13 protein-coding genes are annotated in these 15,485 nt (G+C 71.0%); 4 read left to right on the forward strand and 9 right to left on the reverse strand.

The genetic code is table 11. The features are described from left to right. Positions 1-76: 76 nt before the first annotated feature. Positions 77-889, forward strand: a complete 813-nt coding sequence (locus O3Q52_RS02515; protein ID WP_269647118.1) for an SAM-dependent methyltransferase — start codon at positions 77-79, stop codon at positions 887-889. Between the two features lie 25 nt (positions 890-914). Here the strand turns inward: O3Q52_RS02515 and O3Q52_RS02520 are convergent, their stop codons facing one another. The 9 genes from O3Q52_RS02520 to O3Q52_RS02560 form a co-directional block, all read right to left on the reverse strand. Next, a complete protein-coding gene (locus O3Q52_RS02520) occupies positions 915-3,080 on the reverse strand; it encodes a glycoside hydrolase family 127 protein (protein ID WP_269647119.1) in 2,166 nt (721 codons plus the stop codon). 114 nt (positions 3,081-3,194) lie between these two features. Next, positions 3,195-5,225, reverse strand: a complete 2,031-nt coding sequence (locus O3Q52_RS02525; RefSeq protein WP_269647120.1) for a glycoside hydrolase family 127 protein — start codon at positions 5,223-5,225, stop codon at positions 3,195-3,197. Between the two features lie 127 nt (positions 5,226-5,352). After that, the gene (locus O3Q52_RS02530) at positions 5,353-6,174 is read right to left on the reverse strand and encodes a carbohydrate ABC transporter permease (RefSeq protein ID WP_307531956.1); all 822 of its coding nucleotides are present in this window, start codon (positions 6,172-6,174) and stop codon (positions 5,353-5,355) included. Positions 6,175-6,202: 28 nt separating this feature from the next. Further along, positions 6,203-7,165: a carbohydrate ABC transporter permease gene (locus O3Q52_RS02535; protein ID WP_269647122.1), complete on the reverse strand. Its 963-nt coding sequence runs from the start codon at positions 7,163-7,165 to the stop codon at positions 6,203-6,205. After that, on the reverse strand, positions 7,156-8,628 hold the full coding sequence (locus O3Q52_RS02540; RefSeq protein WP_269647123.1) for a sugar ABC transporter substrate-binding protein: 1,473 nt from the start codon (positions 8,626-8,628) through the stop codon (positions 7,156-7,158). The genes O3Q52_RS02535 and O3Q52_RS02540 overlap by 10 nt, the downstream gene beginning before the upstream one ends. A gap of 116 nt (positions 8,629-8,744) precedes the next feature. Then, positions 8,745-9,212: a GNAT family N-acetyltransferase gene (locus tag O3Q52_RS02545; protein ID WP_269647124.1), complete on the reverse strand. Its 468-nt coding sequence runs from the start codon at positions 9,210-9,212 to the stop codon at positions 8,745-8,747. Further along, positions 9,209-9,727, reverse strand: a complete 519-nt coding sequence (locus O3Q52_RS02550) for a hypothetical protein (RefSeq protein WP_269647125.1) — start codon at positions 9,725-9,727, stop codon at positions 9,209-9,211. Before O3Q52_RS02550 ends, O3Q52_RS02545 begins: the two co-directional genes overlap by 4 nt. A 118-nt stretch (positions 9,728-9,845) precedes the next feature. Further along, the gene (locus tag O3Q52_RS02555) at positions 9,846-10,673 is read right to left on the reverse strand and encodes an LLM class F420-dependent oxidoreductase (RefSeq protein WP_332112844.1); all 828 of its coding nucleotides are present in this window, start codon (positions 10,671-10,673) and stop codon (positions 9,846-9,848) included. Then, a complete protein-coding gene (locus O3Q52_RS02560; protein ID WP_269647126.1) occupies positions 10,628-10,795 on the reverse strand; it encodes a hypothetical protein in 168 nt (55 codons plus the stop codon). The genes O3Q52_RS02555 and O3Q52_RS02560 overlap by 46 nt, the downstream gene beginning before the upstream one ends. 80 nt (positions 10,796-10,875) lie before the next feature. Between O3Q52_RS02560 and O3Q52_RS02565 the strand changes: the two genes are divergently transcribed. From O3Q52_RS02565 to O3Q52_RS02575, 3 genes are all read left to right on the forward strand, one after another. Beyond that, complete coding sequence (locus O3Q52_RS02565) at positions 10,876-12,372, forward strand: metallophosphoesterase (protein ID WP_269647127.1); 1,497 nt, start codon at positions 10,876-10,878, stop codon at positions 12,370-12,372. 133 nt (positions 12,373-12,505) lie between these two features. Beyond that, on the forward strand, positions 12,506-12,871 hold the full coding sequence (locus O3Q52_RS02570) for a cupin domain-containing protein (RefSeq protein WP_143642475.1): 366 nt from the start codon (positions 12,506-12,508) through the stop codon (positions 12,869-12,871). Between the two features lie 195 nt (positions 12,872-13,066). Beyond that, the gene (locus O3Q52_RS02575; RefSeq protein WP_269647128.1) at positions 13,067-15,409 is read left to right on the forward strand and encodes a serine/threonine protein kinase; all 2,343 of its coding nucleotides are present in this window, start codon (positions 13,067-13,069) and stop codon (positions 15,407-15,409) included. The last annotated feature ends 76 nt before the right edge of the window (positions 15,410-15,485 follow it).

Raw genomic sequence — 15,485 nt, forward strand, 5'->3', positions numbered from 1 at the left:
ACGCAACGGTCCGATGTCGCTGCGGCGACCGCACACACCCAGGACGCCCGACGTGTTGTCCGGGGAAGGGAAAGACATGAGTGAAACCCAGACCCCGTCCAGCGGTTCGGCGAGTCTCAACACCGCGGTGGCGCACAACGCCCGGGTCTGGAACTACTGGATCGGCGGGAAGGACAACTTCGAAGCCGACCGGGCGGTGGGTGACCAGGTCGCCGGTATGTTCCCCGTGATCCGCGACGTGGCCCGCGCGGACCGTGAGTTCCTCGGCCGCGCGGTCCGGCATCTCGCCGCCGACCTCGGGACGCGGCAGTTCCTGGACATCGGCACCGGACTGCCCACCCTGGACAACACCCACGAGATCGCCCAGCGGATCGCCCCCGAGTCGCGGATCGTCTACGTCGACAACGACCCCATCGTGCTCGCATACGCCCGGAAGCTCCTGAGCAGCACGCCCGAGGGTGCCACGGACTACATAGACGCCGATGCCCACCACCCGGAGACCATCATCGAGCGCGCCGGAGCGACGCTCGACCTCGACCGGCCCGTCGCGGTGATGATGCTGGGCGTCCTCAACTTCGTCCTCGACACCGACCGGGCACAGGACATCGTGCGACGGGTCATGGCGGCGGTTCCGTCCGGCAGTTGGCTGGTCCTGACCCATCCCACCACCGACGCCGACCTCGGCGGCGAGGGCAACATCGCGGCCATGAAGTTCTGGAACGAGAACGCCACCCCGCCGATCACCGCCCGCAGCCGCGCACAGACCACGGCCTTCTTCGAGGGCCTGGACCTCCTCGACCCCGGCCTCGTCTCGTGCGCCCGGTGGCGTGCCGAGTCCGACAGCCCTGCCCTGGTCCCCCAGTTCGGCGCGATGGCCGTGAAACCCTGACCGGAGCGCCGCGCCCCCGACGGCGTCAGTTCCTCAGGTTCGCCCCGACCGCGGCCGCGACAACACGGTCCCGTTCGGAGCGCGTGAACAGCCCGTCCGACAGCCAGGTGTCGGCGAGGGCGCGCACCGCCCCGACGAAGCGGGCGGAGGTCTCGAAAGGTGCCTGTGCCCAGAGCACGTCGAGGAAGGTCGGACCGTCGGCGCGAGCGCGATTGGATACGCCCGAGTTCGCCGCCCCGAACACGACCACGGGTTCGGAACGCCTGAAGTAGGCGTGGTACCGGGTGTCGTCCCCGACGAAGAACGGCGCCAGGGTCAGGCCGTGCGTGGTGAAGTGCATCGGCCGGCCCTCGGGGCGGATCACGTCGGCGAGGTCGCCCCGCAGCCTGAAGTCCTTGTAGAAGGAGAACACTCGGAACGCCTGTTCCTGGCTCTGGGCGACGAGCAGCACCGGCCCGTGGAAGACCGACTGGACGGTGGGGTCGTCCAGCGCCCTCTCGACGCGCAGACGGTACGGAGCGGAGACGCTGACCCGGTCACCGCCCTGCCAGTTCCTGCTCAGCGTGAGGTAGCTGCCGGGTTCGGCGACGACCTGCTGCCGCACCCCGTTGACCGTGACGGTGAAGCCTCCGACGGCCCAGGACGGCACCCGGAGTTTCAGGTCGAGCGCGCCGCTGCCCTCCCGGAACGTCAGGGTGCGTACGCCCTCGGCCGGGTAGTCGCTCGTCTGCTCGATGACGAGGCCCCGCTCCGGCCACCGCAACGTCGAGGCGAGATACAGGTTGACGTACAGCGCGCTGCCGTCGGCGGAGCGGAAGTACACCGAGTCCTGGTACTTGGTGTGGTTCTCCATGCCGGTGCCGCCGCAGCAGGTGCCGGTGTTGTCGTACTCGCGCACGACCCCCGGCCCCATTCCCACGAAGTAGGTGACGAGGGGGCTGGTCGTGCTGCGGGTGTCCCGGCGGGAGGCGAGGATGTGGTTGGTCAGGCCCCGCTCGTAGTGGTCCATGTAGGCGGGGTCCGGCTCGTGGAAGAACAACTGCCTGCTCAGTTTCAGCATGTTGTACGTCGCACAGGTCTCGGCGTTCTTGTCGTCCAGGGTGGCCGCGATGGCGTTCCGGGCGCGGAACATCTCGCCCTGGCCCGTGCCCCCCAGGCTGTACGTCCGGGGACCCGCGACCATGCCCCAGAAGTTGCGGGCTGCGGCGGCGTACTCCTCCTCCCCCGTGTGGTCGAAGAGCCGCAGATAGCCGGTGAATTGCGGGATGTGCTGGTTGGCGTGCCGGCCGTCGAGGATGTCGCGGTCCTGGACGCAGGCGTCCAGCAGAGCGGTGTTGTCGAAGCAGCGGGCGGCGGCGAGGTGCTCCGCCCGGCCGGTGAGGGCGTACAGGTCCGTCATCACCTCGTTCATGCCGCCGTACTCGCCCGCGATGTAGATCGACCACATGCGCTCCAACTGGGCCTTCGGCAGTCGGCCGAGCCGACTGTGCACCCAGTCGCCCATCTTCGAGACGATCTCCAGGGCCTCGGCGTTGCCGGCCAGCGTGTGCGCGTCGAGGAGACCGCGCATGATCTTGTGGCAGGTGTAGTACGGGGCCCAGATGGTGGGGTACGTCGTGTAGCTCTCCAGCAGGATGAACTGCGTCTCCGGGTACGCCGCCAGATAGCCGGGGTGGCTCGGTCTCGGCGAACCGCTCTGCGCCAGGGCCCTCTGGCACTCGCCGAGTGCGCCGACCAGGTGGTCGAGCTTGGTCTTGAGGGCGGACTCCCGTGTGTCGGCGTACGCCTGGGCGATGAGGGTGAGGAAGTGGCCCCCGTAGTGGCCGCGCAGGTTGCCGTCGGAGGTCTCCCAGCCGCCGGGCGGCCGGGCCCCGCGGGTGTCGAGCCCGGCGTTGGCCCGGAAGACGGCCAGGATGCGGTCGGCCGGGTAGGTCCTCGCGTATTCGAGCATCAGGTCGCGCTTCTGCCGGAACACCCCGTTGCCGAGGGCGACTTGATCCAGCGCGAAGGGGATGACGGACCAGGTCGGTGGGGCGGACACCGAAGCAACGGTAGTGCCCCGGGCGGCGATCGCGGTCGGGGCCGCGTCGGTGGCGGCATGCGCCGAGGTGGCACCGTGCATGAGCGGGACGGCGGCCGTCCCGGCTGCGAGCGTCAACAGACGGCGGCGGGTGGGGGGTTGGGAGGACATGCTCGGGCTCCGATCGTCGGTGCGTATGGGGCGACGGCGGGTAACGGCGGCCGTTCTGTCACAACGGGGCGGCCAGGGTTCTTCGCCGGTGGCGTCTTCGTGGTCCGGGCACGACTACCTCCCTGTGGCGTTGCTGTCCGGCTCTGCGGAGTGGTCCCGCTCCTCGGGGTTCGCCGGCCCCGAGGTTCGGACCGGTTCCGCGGTGGGCAGCCAGACGCGCATCGTCGAGGGGCCTCGGCCGGCCCAGGAGTGATAGGGCACCAGCACGATCCCCGTGCGGTCGGCGTTCGCCGCGAGGGGACGGACGGGCCGCTCGTACGGCCAGGCCGCGTCGGTCGCTTCGGAGTGTGCGACGAGTTCCCCGGCGACGACGACGGCGCCTCCCGCGCCATCCGGCCCGTCCGGTTCCTCGGGTCCGTCCGTCGGCTCGGCGGACGGATCCACTCGTATCGCGTCGACCTCGTGGCCGTCCGGCAGGTCCACGGACTCGGCGCAGTACACGAGCGGCCCGCGCTCGACGGCCGCCGTGCCGCGTATCGCGTCGATGCGCGGGTCGGCGCGGGTCCAGCGCGGGGCCACGGGCAGTTCGAGCCGGATCTCGTCACCCGGCCGGAAGACCCGGGTGACCTCGGCCGTGCCCGGGGCGACGACGCGGCGTGCCCCGTCCGGGTCGACCAGCCACGTGGTGGCGCCGGTCGTCCACGCGGGGATGCGCAGCGACACGGTCCACGGCCGGTCCGGGGACCTGCAGATCCGTACGACCACGTGCCCGTCGGACGGGTAGTCGGTACGGACCCTCAGCGCGACGCCGTGGCCACCCGCGAGGGAGGTGGTGATCTCCGAGTCGGCGTACTGGTGCAGCTGCACGCCGTGGTTGTCCGCCGTGGCCAGATAACCGGGCAGTTGGGCCAGGGTCCGCGCCACGTTGGTGGGGCAGCAGGACACGGCGAACCAGGGTGCGCGCAGGCTCGACTCGGCGCGCGGGCTGTCGGTGTCCGTGGAAGGTGTGGTGCCGCGGCGGCGCCGGTGCAGGGTGTTGGCATAGAAGAAGGCCCTGCCGTCGTCGGACGGGGAGGTCGCGATCACGTTGAACAGGGTCCGCTCGGCCAGGTCCGCGAAGCGCGGCTCGCCGGTGGCCAGCAGGAGCCGCCAGCTGAGCATCACGGAGCCGACACCGGCGCACGTCTCCGAGTAGGCGCGGTCGGGCGGCAGTACGAAGTCGTCGCCGAAGGCCTCGTCCCGGTGGTGCGAGCCCATGCCGCCGGTCAGATACGTCCGCCGGGCGACCGTGGCCTCCCACTGCCGTACTACGGCGGCGAGCAGGGCTTCGTCCCCGGTCTCCACCGCCACGTCGACGGCGCCCGCCGCGAGGTAGAGCGCACGGACGGCGTGTCCGCGCAGCACGGTGGCGTCCAGGACGGGCATGTCGTCCTGGTAGTAGGCGCGGCCGAACTCGGGATCGGCGAGGGTGCCGTGTCCGCGGCGGTCGACGAAGAGCGCGGCCTGGTCGAGGTAGCGCTGCTCCCCCGTCAGCCTGGCCAGTTCCACCAGGGCCATCTCGATCTCCGGGTGACCGCAGACGCGCTCGATGCCACCCCGGCCGAAGGTCGCGCACACGTGGTCGGCCGCCCGCCGGGCGATCTTCGCCAGCTCACCCTCGCCCCGGGCGCGGGTCTGGGCCACGCCCGCCTGCACGAGGTAGCCGTAGCAGTACAGCTCGTGGCCCCATTCGAGGTCGCTGTAGCGGGGCTCCTGCCCCGGGCCGCCGAAGGCGGTGTTGAGGTAGCCGTCCGGCTCCTGGGCCGGTGCGATGACCTCGGTGAGCGCGGCGACCTCCGCGTCCAGCGAGGCGCCGGCGCCCTGCCCGGCGGCCTCCCAGGCCATGGCTTCGAGCAGCTTGTAGACATCGGCGTCGGTGAACTCGCGGCCCCGCCGGTCCCGTTGGATCCGGCCCTCGGCGGCGGCCCGGAAGTTGCCGGTCCAGCCGACGCGTTCCATCCAGTCGCGGCAGTGTCCGAGTGTGGCGGTCGCGTTGACGTGGCGGCGTCGGGCCCAGAAACCTCCGGTGATCCTGACCTCGTCGAGACCGAGTGGCCGCAGCCTGCCCCGGGTCGGCGCCACCGGCAGGACGGATGACCGCGCCATGTTCTCCCTCACCAGTTCATGCCTTCGGTTCGTCCTTCCGGTTGTCCGTTCGAGTCAGGTCGGATCTGCTCAAGTCAGGTCGGTACGGATCGGTCGTTCGGCACTTCAGGGCGCGCTCGACGGCACCTCAGCCCTTGAGCGCGCCGGACATGAAGCCGCGTATGTAGTGCCGTTGCAGCAGCAGGAAGAGGAGCAGGCAGGGCACGGCGAGGACCACGACACCGGCCTCGGTGGCGCCGTAGTCGACGGCACCCATGCTCTGCTGCCGCAGGTTCGCGACGGCCAGCGGCAGGGGCGCCTTCTCGCTGTCGGAGATGAGGATCAGCGGTGCGATGAAGTCGTTCCAGGCCGCGAGGAACGCGAAGAGCCCCACGGTGATCAGCCCCGGCCGCACCGCCGGCAGAAGGACGCGGCGCAGCGCGCCCGCCGTGCCGCAGCCGTCGACGAGGGCCGACTCCTCCAGTTCGCGCGGCACCGCCTCGAACGAGATCCGCATCATGAAGGTGGCGAACGGCAGTTGGAACATGGCCAGTACGAGGCTCAGCCCGACCAGCGAGTTCTGCAGGTGGAGCCTGCCGAGCAGCACGTACAGCGGGATGAGGAGGGTGGCGTACGGGACCATGAGGATCGCCAGGGTGAGCAGGAACAGCAGGTTCTTGCCCGGGAAGTCGAAGCGGGCGAAGGCGTAGCCGCCCAGCAGCGACACGCCGAGCGTCAGGGCGACGGTGAGCGCCGACACGACGGTGCTGTTGAGGAGATAGCGCCACAGGCCCGCGTCGTAGTCGAGGAGCGTCCGGTAGTTGCCGAGGCCGTGGCCGGATTCCTGCGCGGTGCCCGGCTGTCCGCTGACCGATGCCCAGGCGTTCCACACCAGTGGGAACAGGAAGATGACGGCCAGACCACCGGCGACGACGTAGTAGGGCGTCCGGCCGAGGGCGCGGGTGAGCACCGTGGTGTCCCCTCTCATCAGGCGGTGGTCATGACTCGTCGGCGCGGCGCAGACCGCGGAACTGGAGGACGTTGAGCAGGAGCAGCACGGCCAGCACGATGATCGAAAGAGCGGCGGCCGTACCGAGGTTGAACCGCTGGAAGGCCTCGCGGTAGATCAACTGGACGACGGTGACAGTGCTGTTGTCCGGTCCGCCCTTGGTGAGGATGAAGAACTGGTCGAAGGCCAGCAGCGATCCGGTCACGCAGAGCAGCAGACACAGGGCGAGCGACGGGCGCAGCAGCGGCAGCGTGATGGAGCGGAAGATCTGGCCGCGGCTCGCGCCGTCCATCCGGGCCGCCTCGAACACCTCGTGGGGAATGCGCTGGAGGCCCACGAGGAGGATCAGCATGTAGAAGCCCGCGAACTTCCAGACGATGAGGAACACCGTGGAGAGCAGGGCGGAGGTCGATGTCCCCAGGAAGGACACCGGGTCGTCGACGAGACCGAGCCCTTCCAGGATGCTGCTGAGCGGGCCCGTGGTCGGGCTGTAGAGACCCCAGAACAGCAGGGACGCGGAGGCCAGCCCGAGGGCGCTGGGCAGGAAGTAGACCGTGCGGAAGAAGCCCGCGCCGGGACGGAACTCCTGCACCAGCAGGGCGAGAAGGAGCGCCAGCGCGAGGAGTACGACCGTGACGATCACGGTGTAGAGAAGCGTGAAGCGGACCGCCGGCCAGAACAGGGTGCTGTCGGCGGCGTCGGTGTAGTTCTCGGGCGCGTTGACGCCCCGGTCTCCCGTGAGCAGCGGCCAGTCGCTGAGTGACATCTGTCCGACGAGCAGCAGCGGCAGTACGAAGAAGACCGTGACGAACACGGCCGTCGGGGCCGCGTATGCGAGGCCCTGGGCCTTGCGGAACGTCCATCGGCGTGCGGGTGTGCGCCGGGGTCGGGTCCGGCGTTCCGGCGGGCTCCGGTGCGGGGGCGCCGTTCTGGCGGCCGCCTTCACCTGCATGGCTCTCCTCTGCCGTGCGATGTGGTTGCAGTGGGTGGGATCAGGCCTGTGGCCCGGAGCGATGACCGCGAGCTGCGGGTGGGTGGGGGCTTGTCGCGCAGTTCCCCGCGCCCCCGAGGGGCAGGGCTGCGCCCCTGCCCCTCAGGGTCAGCGGCCAGGGAAGCACTGACCGCCTCGTTGTCCTTGTCGATCTTTGCCTCGTCACCGAAGACCGCGTTGCGCATCAGCGTCAGCCAGGGGCCGTTGGGGTCGTTGAAGGTCTGGCCGAACTTCAGGGCGTACGGGGTGTGGCCGTCGGTCACGAGTTCGTTGATCGTCACGAGGCGCGGGTCCGCGTCGGAGTACTTGTTGGACGCGAGATCGGTGCGGGCCACCACGTCCTTGTTCGCGGCGACGACGTCGACCTGTGCCTTGTCGCCCAGGGACCAGGCGAGGAAGTTCCAGGCCTGGTCGGCCGACTTGCTGGTGGCGGAGATGCCGATGGCGTCACCGCCGACGAAGGTGGACCTGCCGCCGTCGGGCCCGGGGATGGGCGCGACACCGAGGTCGAGGTCCTTGGGCATCAGCCCGAGGGTGGCCGACGGCATCGGCATGACACCGACCTGGCCCTTGGGGAACACCCCGGTCCAGGTCGTGCCCGTCTCGTCGCGCGCGCCGGGGGCCACGATGTCGTCGTCCACCCAGCCGCGATAGGTGTCGTAGACCTTCTTCGCGGTGTCGGAGGAGAGCTCGGCCTCGGTTCCCTCCTTGTTCAGCACCTCGTCGCCCGCGGCCCAGATGGACGGCCACCACGTGAAGACGCCGCAGCCACCGCAGTTGCCGCCGAAGAAGGTGCCGTTGACGCCCTTGCCCAGCGCGTCGACGGCCCGTGCCTGCTGGTCCCACTCGCTCAGGCTGGTGGGCGGCTTCTCCGGGTCGAGCTTCGCCTGCTTGTAGAGCTCCTTGTTGTAGAAGAGCACCGACAGGTCGAGGGTGTGCGGCACGACGTACTTCTTGTCCTCGTACGTACCGGCCCTGATGTGCGACTGGGCCAGCTTGTCGGCGAAGGGCAGGGCGTCGACTCGGCCGGTGATGTCGGCGAAGAGGCCGCTGGAGGTGTAGTTGGGGACGAACACCACGTCCGAGGCGAAGAGGTCGGGCAGGTCCTTGGACCCGGCGGCCGCGCCTACCTTGGCCTGGTAGTCGTCGGTGGGGATGACGGTCAGCTCGATCTCGTTCTTGTGGCTCGCGTTGTACGCCTTGACCAGGGCCTCGCTCTGCGGCCGGGTCGCCGCGCGCGTCCACATCGTCAGCCTGGCGCCGTCGTCGGTGCCTGTGGCGTCCGCAGCTCCGCCACCTCCCCCGCCGCCCGAGTCGTCATTCCCCGATCCGCATGCGGTGACCAGGCTCGCGGCGGCGAGCAGTGCGACGGCACCGGTGACGAGGCGGCGTGTGTGTCCAAGCGGTCCGGCCGTGCTCCCCATGGTCGATCCCCCTCGTGTGCGGCGGGCCCAGGGCGGGCCGGCCGGTCGGGACGATGGATGTGGTGGCACTGAACTCTGCGAAGAACCCTGGCTCAGCGGCTCGGCGGCTCGGCGGCTCAGCCCTGCACCGGCAGGAAGTAGCGGAGTTTCTCCTTGGCGCGTGCGCCGAGACGGTCGTAGAAGCGGATCGCGCCCTCGTTCCACGCGGGGGTCTGCCACTGCACCTCGGCCAGACCGAGGTCCCGCGCCTCGGCCACCACGGCCTCCATCAGCGCCGCGCCGAGGCCCAGCCCCCGGTTGCCGGCGCGAAGGAAGAGACAGTCCATGGTGAGGTACTCGCGGCCCTCCCAGGTGGAGAGTTCGGGCGCACAGGTGGCGTATCCGACGACCTCGCCGTCGGGCAACTCCGCCACGAGGCACCTCAACCGCGGTGTCGGCGTGTCGAAGAGAAGGACCCCGAGCCGTTCGGCGAGGTCGGGGACGGGCGGTGCGGACTTCTCGTACGAGGCGTGCTCCGCGGCCAGTTCGGCGACTCGTGGCAGGTCGGCGGGGCGTGCGTGCCTCACCCGTGGAGCGCCCGTCATCGGACGTCTCCCGCCGTGGTGTCCGCACCCCACGCGGCCAGCCGGTCGGCGACCGGGCCGCTGCCGTCGAGGACGTGCCGGGTGAACGCGTCGCGCTCATGGGCCAGAACGGCGGCTTCCCATACACAGGGTGCGAGGCCCACCCGCCCCGGCCGCAGCAGTTCGGGCTGCCCGGCCGGCCCGGAGAAGACCGCCAGGTCGGACATGTATCCCTCGATCCAGTTGCCGACGAGGACATAGTCCCCGTCGCCTCCCGCATGGACGAGCAGAACGGCGAGCCCCAGCGACCCCCGGGTGCGCCCCAGCGCCAGATGCGCCCCGGCGATCCGCAGCGCCGCCGCCTCGTCCCGCTCCGTCACGACGCGCCCCGGCGCCTCGATCGCGTACACCTTCACCAGATGGCCACTGGCCTCGCGGGTGCCCAACGCCCGTGTCCCGCGGGCGTGGTACCCCTCGGCCAGCGCGAGCAGCGCCTCCGCGTCCACCGCCGCCGGCAGTTCCTCACGATCACTCATCCGGCCATGATGCAGGGGCTGGGCCTCGTCCGTCTGCGGCACCCGGAGCTTCCTGTGCTCAGCGGCCTGCCGTGCGGCAACGACGGCCTCAACGGTCGCGGTATCCCACTCGCACCGATCAGGGCACCAGGTCCGCCAACGCCGTCAGCGTCCGCTCCCCCGCCGGGTCGCCCGCCGTCGCGGGAACCACGGCGATCTCGTCGAGGCCTGCCTCGGCGTACGCGTCGAGGCGGGCGCGGACGGTGGAGGCGTCTCCCAGCAGGGCGAGTGTGTGGGCGGCCTCGGGCGGGAGTGCGGTGAGGAGGGTGTCCGGGGTGGCATCGGAGCGGGCGAGGTCGACCGCCTCGCCGAAGCCGGCCGCGGTGAACACGTCGCTGTATCCCGGGACGGTCAGATAGCCCACGATGCTCCGCAGGATCTGCCGGACGGACTCGGGCTCGGGGTCGACGGCCGCGGGAAGCCAGGCGGCCAGTCGGGGCGACGTCCGGCCCACGAGCTCGGCGGCGGCGGTCAACTTGGCTCGCAGGGCCCGGACTTGTTGCGGGGAGACGACATCGAGAAGCATGCGGTCGGCGTGTGCGGCGGCCACGGCGATCGCGCGGTCTCCGAACGCCGCCACGGTGAGCGGGCCTCCGGGCGGCCGCTGACGTCGGCGGAAGGTGCTTCCGGGCACGATCGCCTCGCCGGTTTCGCCGCGCATGAGACCACGTACCGTCTCGGCGGACTCCGCCAGTGCGGCGGCGGGCCGGGTGCGGGGCCGGCCGTGGACGCCTTCGATCACCCGCTTGCTGGATGTCCCCAGCGCCACCCCGACCGGGCGGCCGATCACCGCGGCGACCGATGCCGCGCCTCTGGCGATGGTCAGCGGGTCTCGTACGGAGACGGGGACGGGTCCGGCCGTCAGCGTGACGCGCTCGGTGGCGAGCCCGATCCGAACGCGTCCCAGGTGGGCCCCTCACCGGCCCACACCTCGCGGTATCCGAGCCGGTCGGCGAGCGCGGCCACCCGCAACGGCTCGTCGACGGGGCTGTCGTCCTCTCGTGCAGCGGCAACGACGCTGATGTCCATACACATCACGGTAGTTGGTGCCCGCCGCCCTCGACGGCCCCACTTGGATCACCGGACGAGGGCGTTGTTACCGTGCACCGATGTCACACTCTTCACGCGACACCGCCGAGGGCGCCGGCTGGGGCACCGCGGAACGCGGCGACTACAAGCAACTGATGCCGCACCGGGTCGAAAAGCTCTCCTGGCTCAACCCGAAGACGCTCTGGCCGGCCCGCAACGGCGTACTGGCCTCCTGGTTCGGCGACCCCACCGGCCGGACCCGCAGCCGCTGGGTGGAGCAGCGGACGGTCGCCGGGGCACCCGCCGACAAGGTGATCCGGCGCGACGATCCGGACCGCTTCTCCTTCATGGTCATCGGGGACACGGGAGAGGGCGACGATCCGCAATACGCCGTCGTGCCAGGCTTTCTGAAGGTCAGTCAGGACTCGCGGTTCGCGGTTCTCGCCAGTGATGTGGTCTATCCGGTCGGCACCGCCGACGACTACGGCACGAAGTTCCATCGCCCGTACAAGGACTACCAGGCACCCATCTACGCGATACCCGGCAACCACGACTGGTACGAGGACCTGCAGGGCTTCATGCGGGTCTTCTGCGAGGCCCCGCCTCTCACGCCGGAAGCCTCGCACCGCCCGCTGACGCCCGCCTGGCTGCGGTCGCTGCTGTGGCACAAGCCGCGCGCCACCGACGAGCAACGCCTCGCCGAGGCACGGAAGTTGCGCTCGTCCCCCGCCCAACAGGCCGTCCAGCCCGGCCCGTACTGGGCCGTCGACGCCGGGCCGGTGCGCATCATAGGCATCGACACCGGCCTGTTGGGGACCGTCGACGCGGAGCAGGGCCGCTGGCTCCGGGAAGTGTCCAAGGGAGACTCCCCGAAGATCCTCATCACCGGCTCCCCCTTGTACGTGGACGCCGAGCACCACCCCTGCCCGATCGACGGCGGCGGAACCGTCGACGACATCGTGCGCGACCCGGACCATCACTACGTGGCCGCGATAGGCGGTGACATCCACAACTACCAGCGCTATCCGGTGACGGTGGCCGGCCGCACCATCCAGTACGTGGTCGCCGGTGGCGGCGGAGCCTTCATGCACGCCACCCACACCGTGCCGCGCGTATCCGTCGCCGGTGTCGCCGAGGACGACTTCCGGTGCTACCCGCTGCGCGGCGACTCGCTCGCCTTCTACAGCAGGCTCTACGGACGCCGGCTGCGCATGCGGCGCTTCTTCACCCTCACCGAGGCCGAGGCCACCGCCGTCATCGCGAAGCGGCTCGGTATCCGCCCGACCCGCGCTCAGGCCTCGCCCGCGCGCGTCACCCTGCGTACACGCCTGGTCGCGAGTCTGCTGGGCGCCGGCGGTCGTCCGGACCGCACCTCCCGATTCCGGCTCCCCGTACGCAAGGCCTACACGCAGTTGCTGTCCCCGGGCTCGGCGACGTACAGCCCGCCGTTCTTCAAGTGTTTCCTGCGGCTGGACGTCACTCCTGACTCGGTCCGGTTGCGCTGTTTCTCGGCGACGGGCAATCGAGAGCAGGAACTCGACCCGCCGGTCGAGGACGAGGTGACCATCTCCCTGTAGGGGGTGCCGTCCCCCGAATGGCGGAGCCGAGCGGACGGGCAGACGATGGAGAGGAGGGGTTCGGCCGGGGTCGTCGAGAGGCGACGACCGGACCCCAGACCATGCTGGGCAAGGCCAGACGGAAGGAGCCGTCATGATCGAGGTCAAGGCCGTCGAAAAGCCGGACGAGCGGCGCGATTTCCCTCGCGGTCACCTCGAAGCCGTCCACCTCACCGGGCTCGACTTCGCCGTGGCGACGTTCGAACCGGGCTGGCGCTGGTCCGAGTCCGTGGCACCGATCGCGGGCACCGAGAGCTGCCAGGTCCATCACAACGGTTACGTCGTCCAGGGCCGCATGCGGATCCGTATGGACGACGGCGCGGAGTCCGAGGTCGGCGCCGGCGACGTCTTCGTCTGCCCTCCCGGTCACGACGCCTGGGTCGTGGGGGACGAACCCACCGTGGTGTACGACTTCGCCGGAGGCATGGCGCAGGAGTACGCGAAGGCCAAGGAGGGCTGATCCAACGGGCCGGTCCGCGCCCGGCGACTAGTACCGGACGGCCGGCCCAGGACAACGGACGGAGTCCCCGACCCGAGGTGGCGGGACGCCTCATCGGGATCCGAGACGGTGGGAAGCCTCCTCGGGTCACTTCCGCACATCATCTCCGCCTCGGCCCGGGACCATTCAGGGCCCCCGCGTCTATTCTGAGGACGCATGGACGGGGCTGCGGGCAGAGGTGCGACCGGTGAACTGCCGGAATCCAGCGAGCCGTTCTTCATCGCGCCACAGCAACCGGTGATCCTGCGGGCCGCGCGCGTCGAGTTGCCCGAGGAGAATCCCGACCCCGTCCTGCTGCCCTCCATCACGCTGCTGGAGCGCGCCGCTTCCCGCGGGAGCGACCCGGAGGGACTGCCACTGCCGCCGCCGCACATGCTCGCGGGGCAGTACCGGATGATCCGCCCCCTCGGCTACGGCGGTATGGGCGAGGTGTACCTCGCACTCGACACCAAGGTCGACAACCGCGAGGTGGCGATCAAGGTGCTGCGCGGCGAGCAGGCAGTGGCTGCGGCAGAAGCCCTGGCCCAGGAACGGCGGGCGCTGGTCGACCTCAGCCACGACGACATCATCCGCGTCTTCAACTACGGGCACCATCCCGAGATCGGGGACTTCCTCGTCCTCCAGTACGTGGACGGGCTCACCCTGGAGGAGGTGCGGGCGCGGGCGCAGGTGAACCCGGGGGAATTCGGCGGCGGCCGCTTCCACGAGTTCGTACTCGCCTACGGGATACGGCTCCTGGCCGCGCTCGGATATCTGCACGGCGACTGGCCCGGCAAGGTCTACGGCGACCTCAAACCGGACAACGTCATGCACGACGGCACCACCACGAAGATCATCGACGTGGGAAGTGTCCGCATGGCCGGTCTGCCCGGCCACACCACGGAGGGGTACCGCGCCCCGACCGTCGGCCGCAGCGGTGAATCCACCGGCCAGGACGACCTGTTCAGTCTGGGCGAGACGCTGCGGCGGCTGAGCGGACTGGGCGGATCGCCGGACGATCTGGCGGCGCTCGGCCACCTGGACGTCATCGCCGGGCTCGGCGCACCGGGCGGCGAGCCCGAGACCGCGCAGACGCATCCGATGACGGCTCCCCCTCCCGTGGGGCTCGGTCTGGTGTCGCTCGCCCGGGTGCTGCACCGCGCGACCCGGAGCGAGCGGGCCGAGCGGTTCGCCACCGCACGGGAGATGGAGGAGCAACTGCGCGGAGTCTTCCGGGAGTTACGGTCGCTGCGGACCGGCCTGGAGACCTTCGAGCCGTCGCCGCTCTTCCTCCAGTCGTCGTACGCGCTGGACGCGGCGCTCGGGTCCGCGCCACCCCTCGCCCGGTGGGCCACGCCGAACGCTTCCGCCCCGTACGCGCCGCCGTCGCCCTCCGAGGCCGCGCAGCGGCTGCCCGTACCGCGGCCCGACCGGCACGACTACCACCACGCGCAGTTGAGCAGGCTGGCCGACGCCGCGCCGGAGGCGCTGCTGCAGCACACCGGGGACTGGCGCGACTCGCCGGAGGTGCATCTGCTGCGCTGCCGACTGCGGTTGCGCGGTGCCGGAGGCGGGACGGCGGCCGCTGAGAGCGAACTGCGGTCCGCCGAGACGCTGATCGGGGCCGAGCGCGCGCCTCACGACTGGCGGCTCGGCTGGCACCGCGGGCTGCTCGCGCTCGGCCGGGACCAGGTGGACGCGGCCCGGCGGCACTTCGACGAGGTGTTCGCGGCGATCCCGGGCGAGTACGCGCCGAAACTCGCGCTCGGCTACTGCGCCGAGCGGCTCGGCCGGTGGCAGGAGGCGCTGACGTTCTACGAGGCGGTGCGACTGCGCAATCCGTCGCTGGGCAGTGCGGCGTTCGGCGCGGTTCGGGCGCGCCTGGCGCTGGGCGGTGAGCGGGCGTGGGACGACGCGGTGCGGGCCCTGGACGTGGTGCCGCAGCATTCGCGGCACCGAACCGCCGCGCGTACAGCCGCCGTTCGCGTCGGGGTCGAGCATGTGCGGACCGCCGAGCGCACCGACGAGGTGACCGAGCGGCTCCGCGAGGTGCTGGAGCGACTGGCCCGGCTCTTTCACGCGCACGGGCTGACGGACGAGCAGGCCCGGGTCCGTATGACGGCGGAGGTGTGGGAGGCCGTGCAGGGCGCGCTCGCCCGGGGTGCCGTCGACACGGCGGGCCTGGCCGCGCTGGCCGCGGGCGCGGACGAACGGCTCGGTCTCCCGTCCGACGGGCCCGGTCTGTGCAAGGCCCTCTCCCGCCTCTATCTCACCCTCGCCCACCAGGCCGCCCGTTCCGCCTCGCCCGAGGACGCGGCCGTCGCCGAGACTCTGCTGGACCGCGCCTACGAGGTCCGTCCACTCGCCTTCCGACACCACAGGGACAGCCCATGGCTCGGAAAGAGAGTCACGACCTGGCTCCGGACGATCGCCCGTACGCCGGCACCGCAACCGGCACCACCACCGGGACCGCCCCCGGTGCCTGCATCGGGGAAGAACGTCCGGACGGCCCGCGAGTGAGTGAAGCCGCCCGCCCGCAGCCCGCGGAGGACGATGCCGCGCCGCCCGCACGGGTCCTGCGTGCCGCGCGGGCGGC

The sequence above is a fragment of the Streptomyces sp. ActVer genome (assembly GCF_027270795.1).
GTDB lineage: Bacteria > Actinomycetota > Actinomycetes > Streptomycetales > Streptomycetaceae > Streptomyces > Streptomyces umbrinus_A.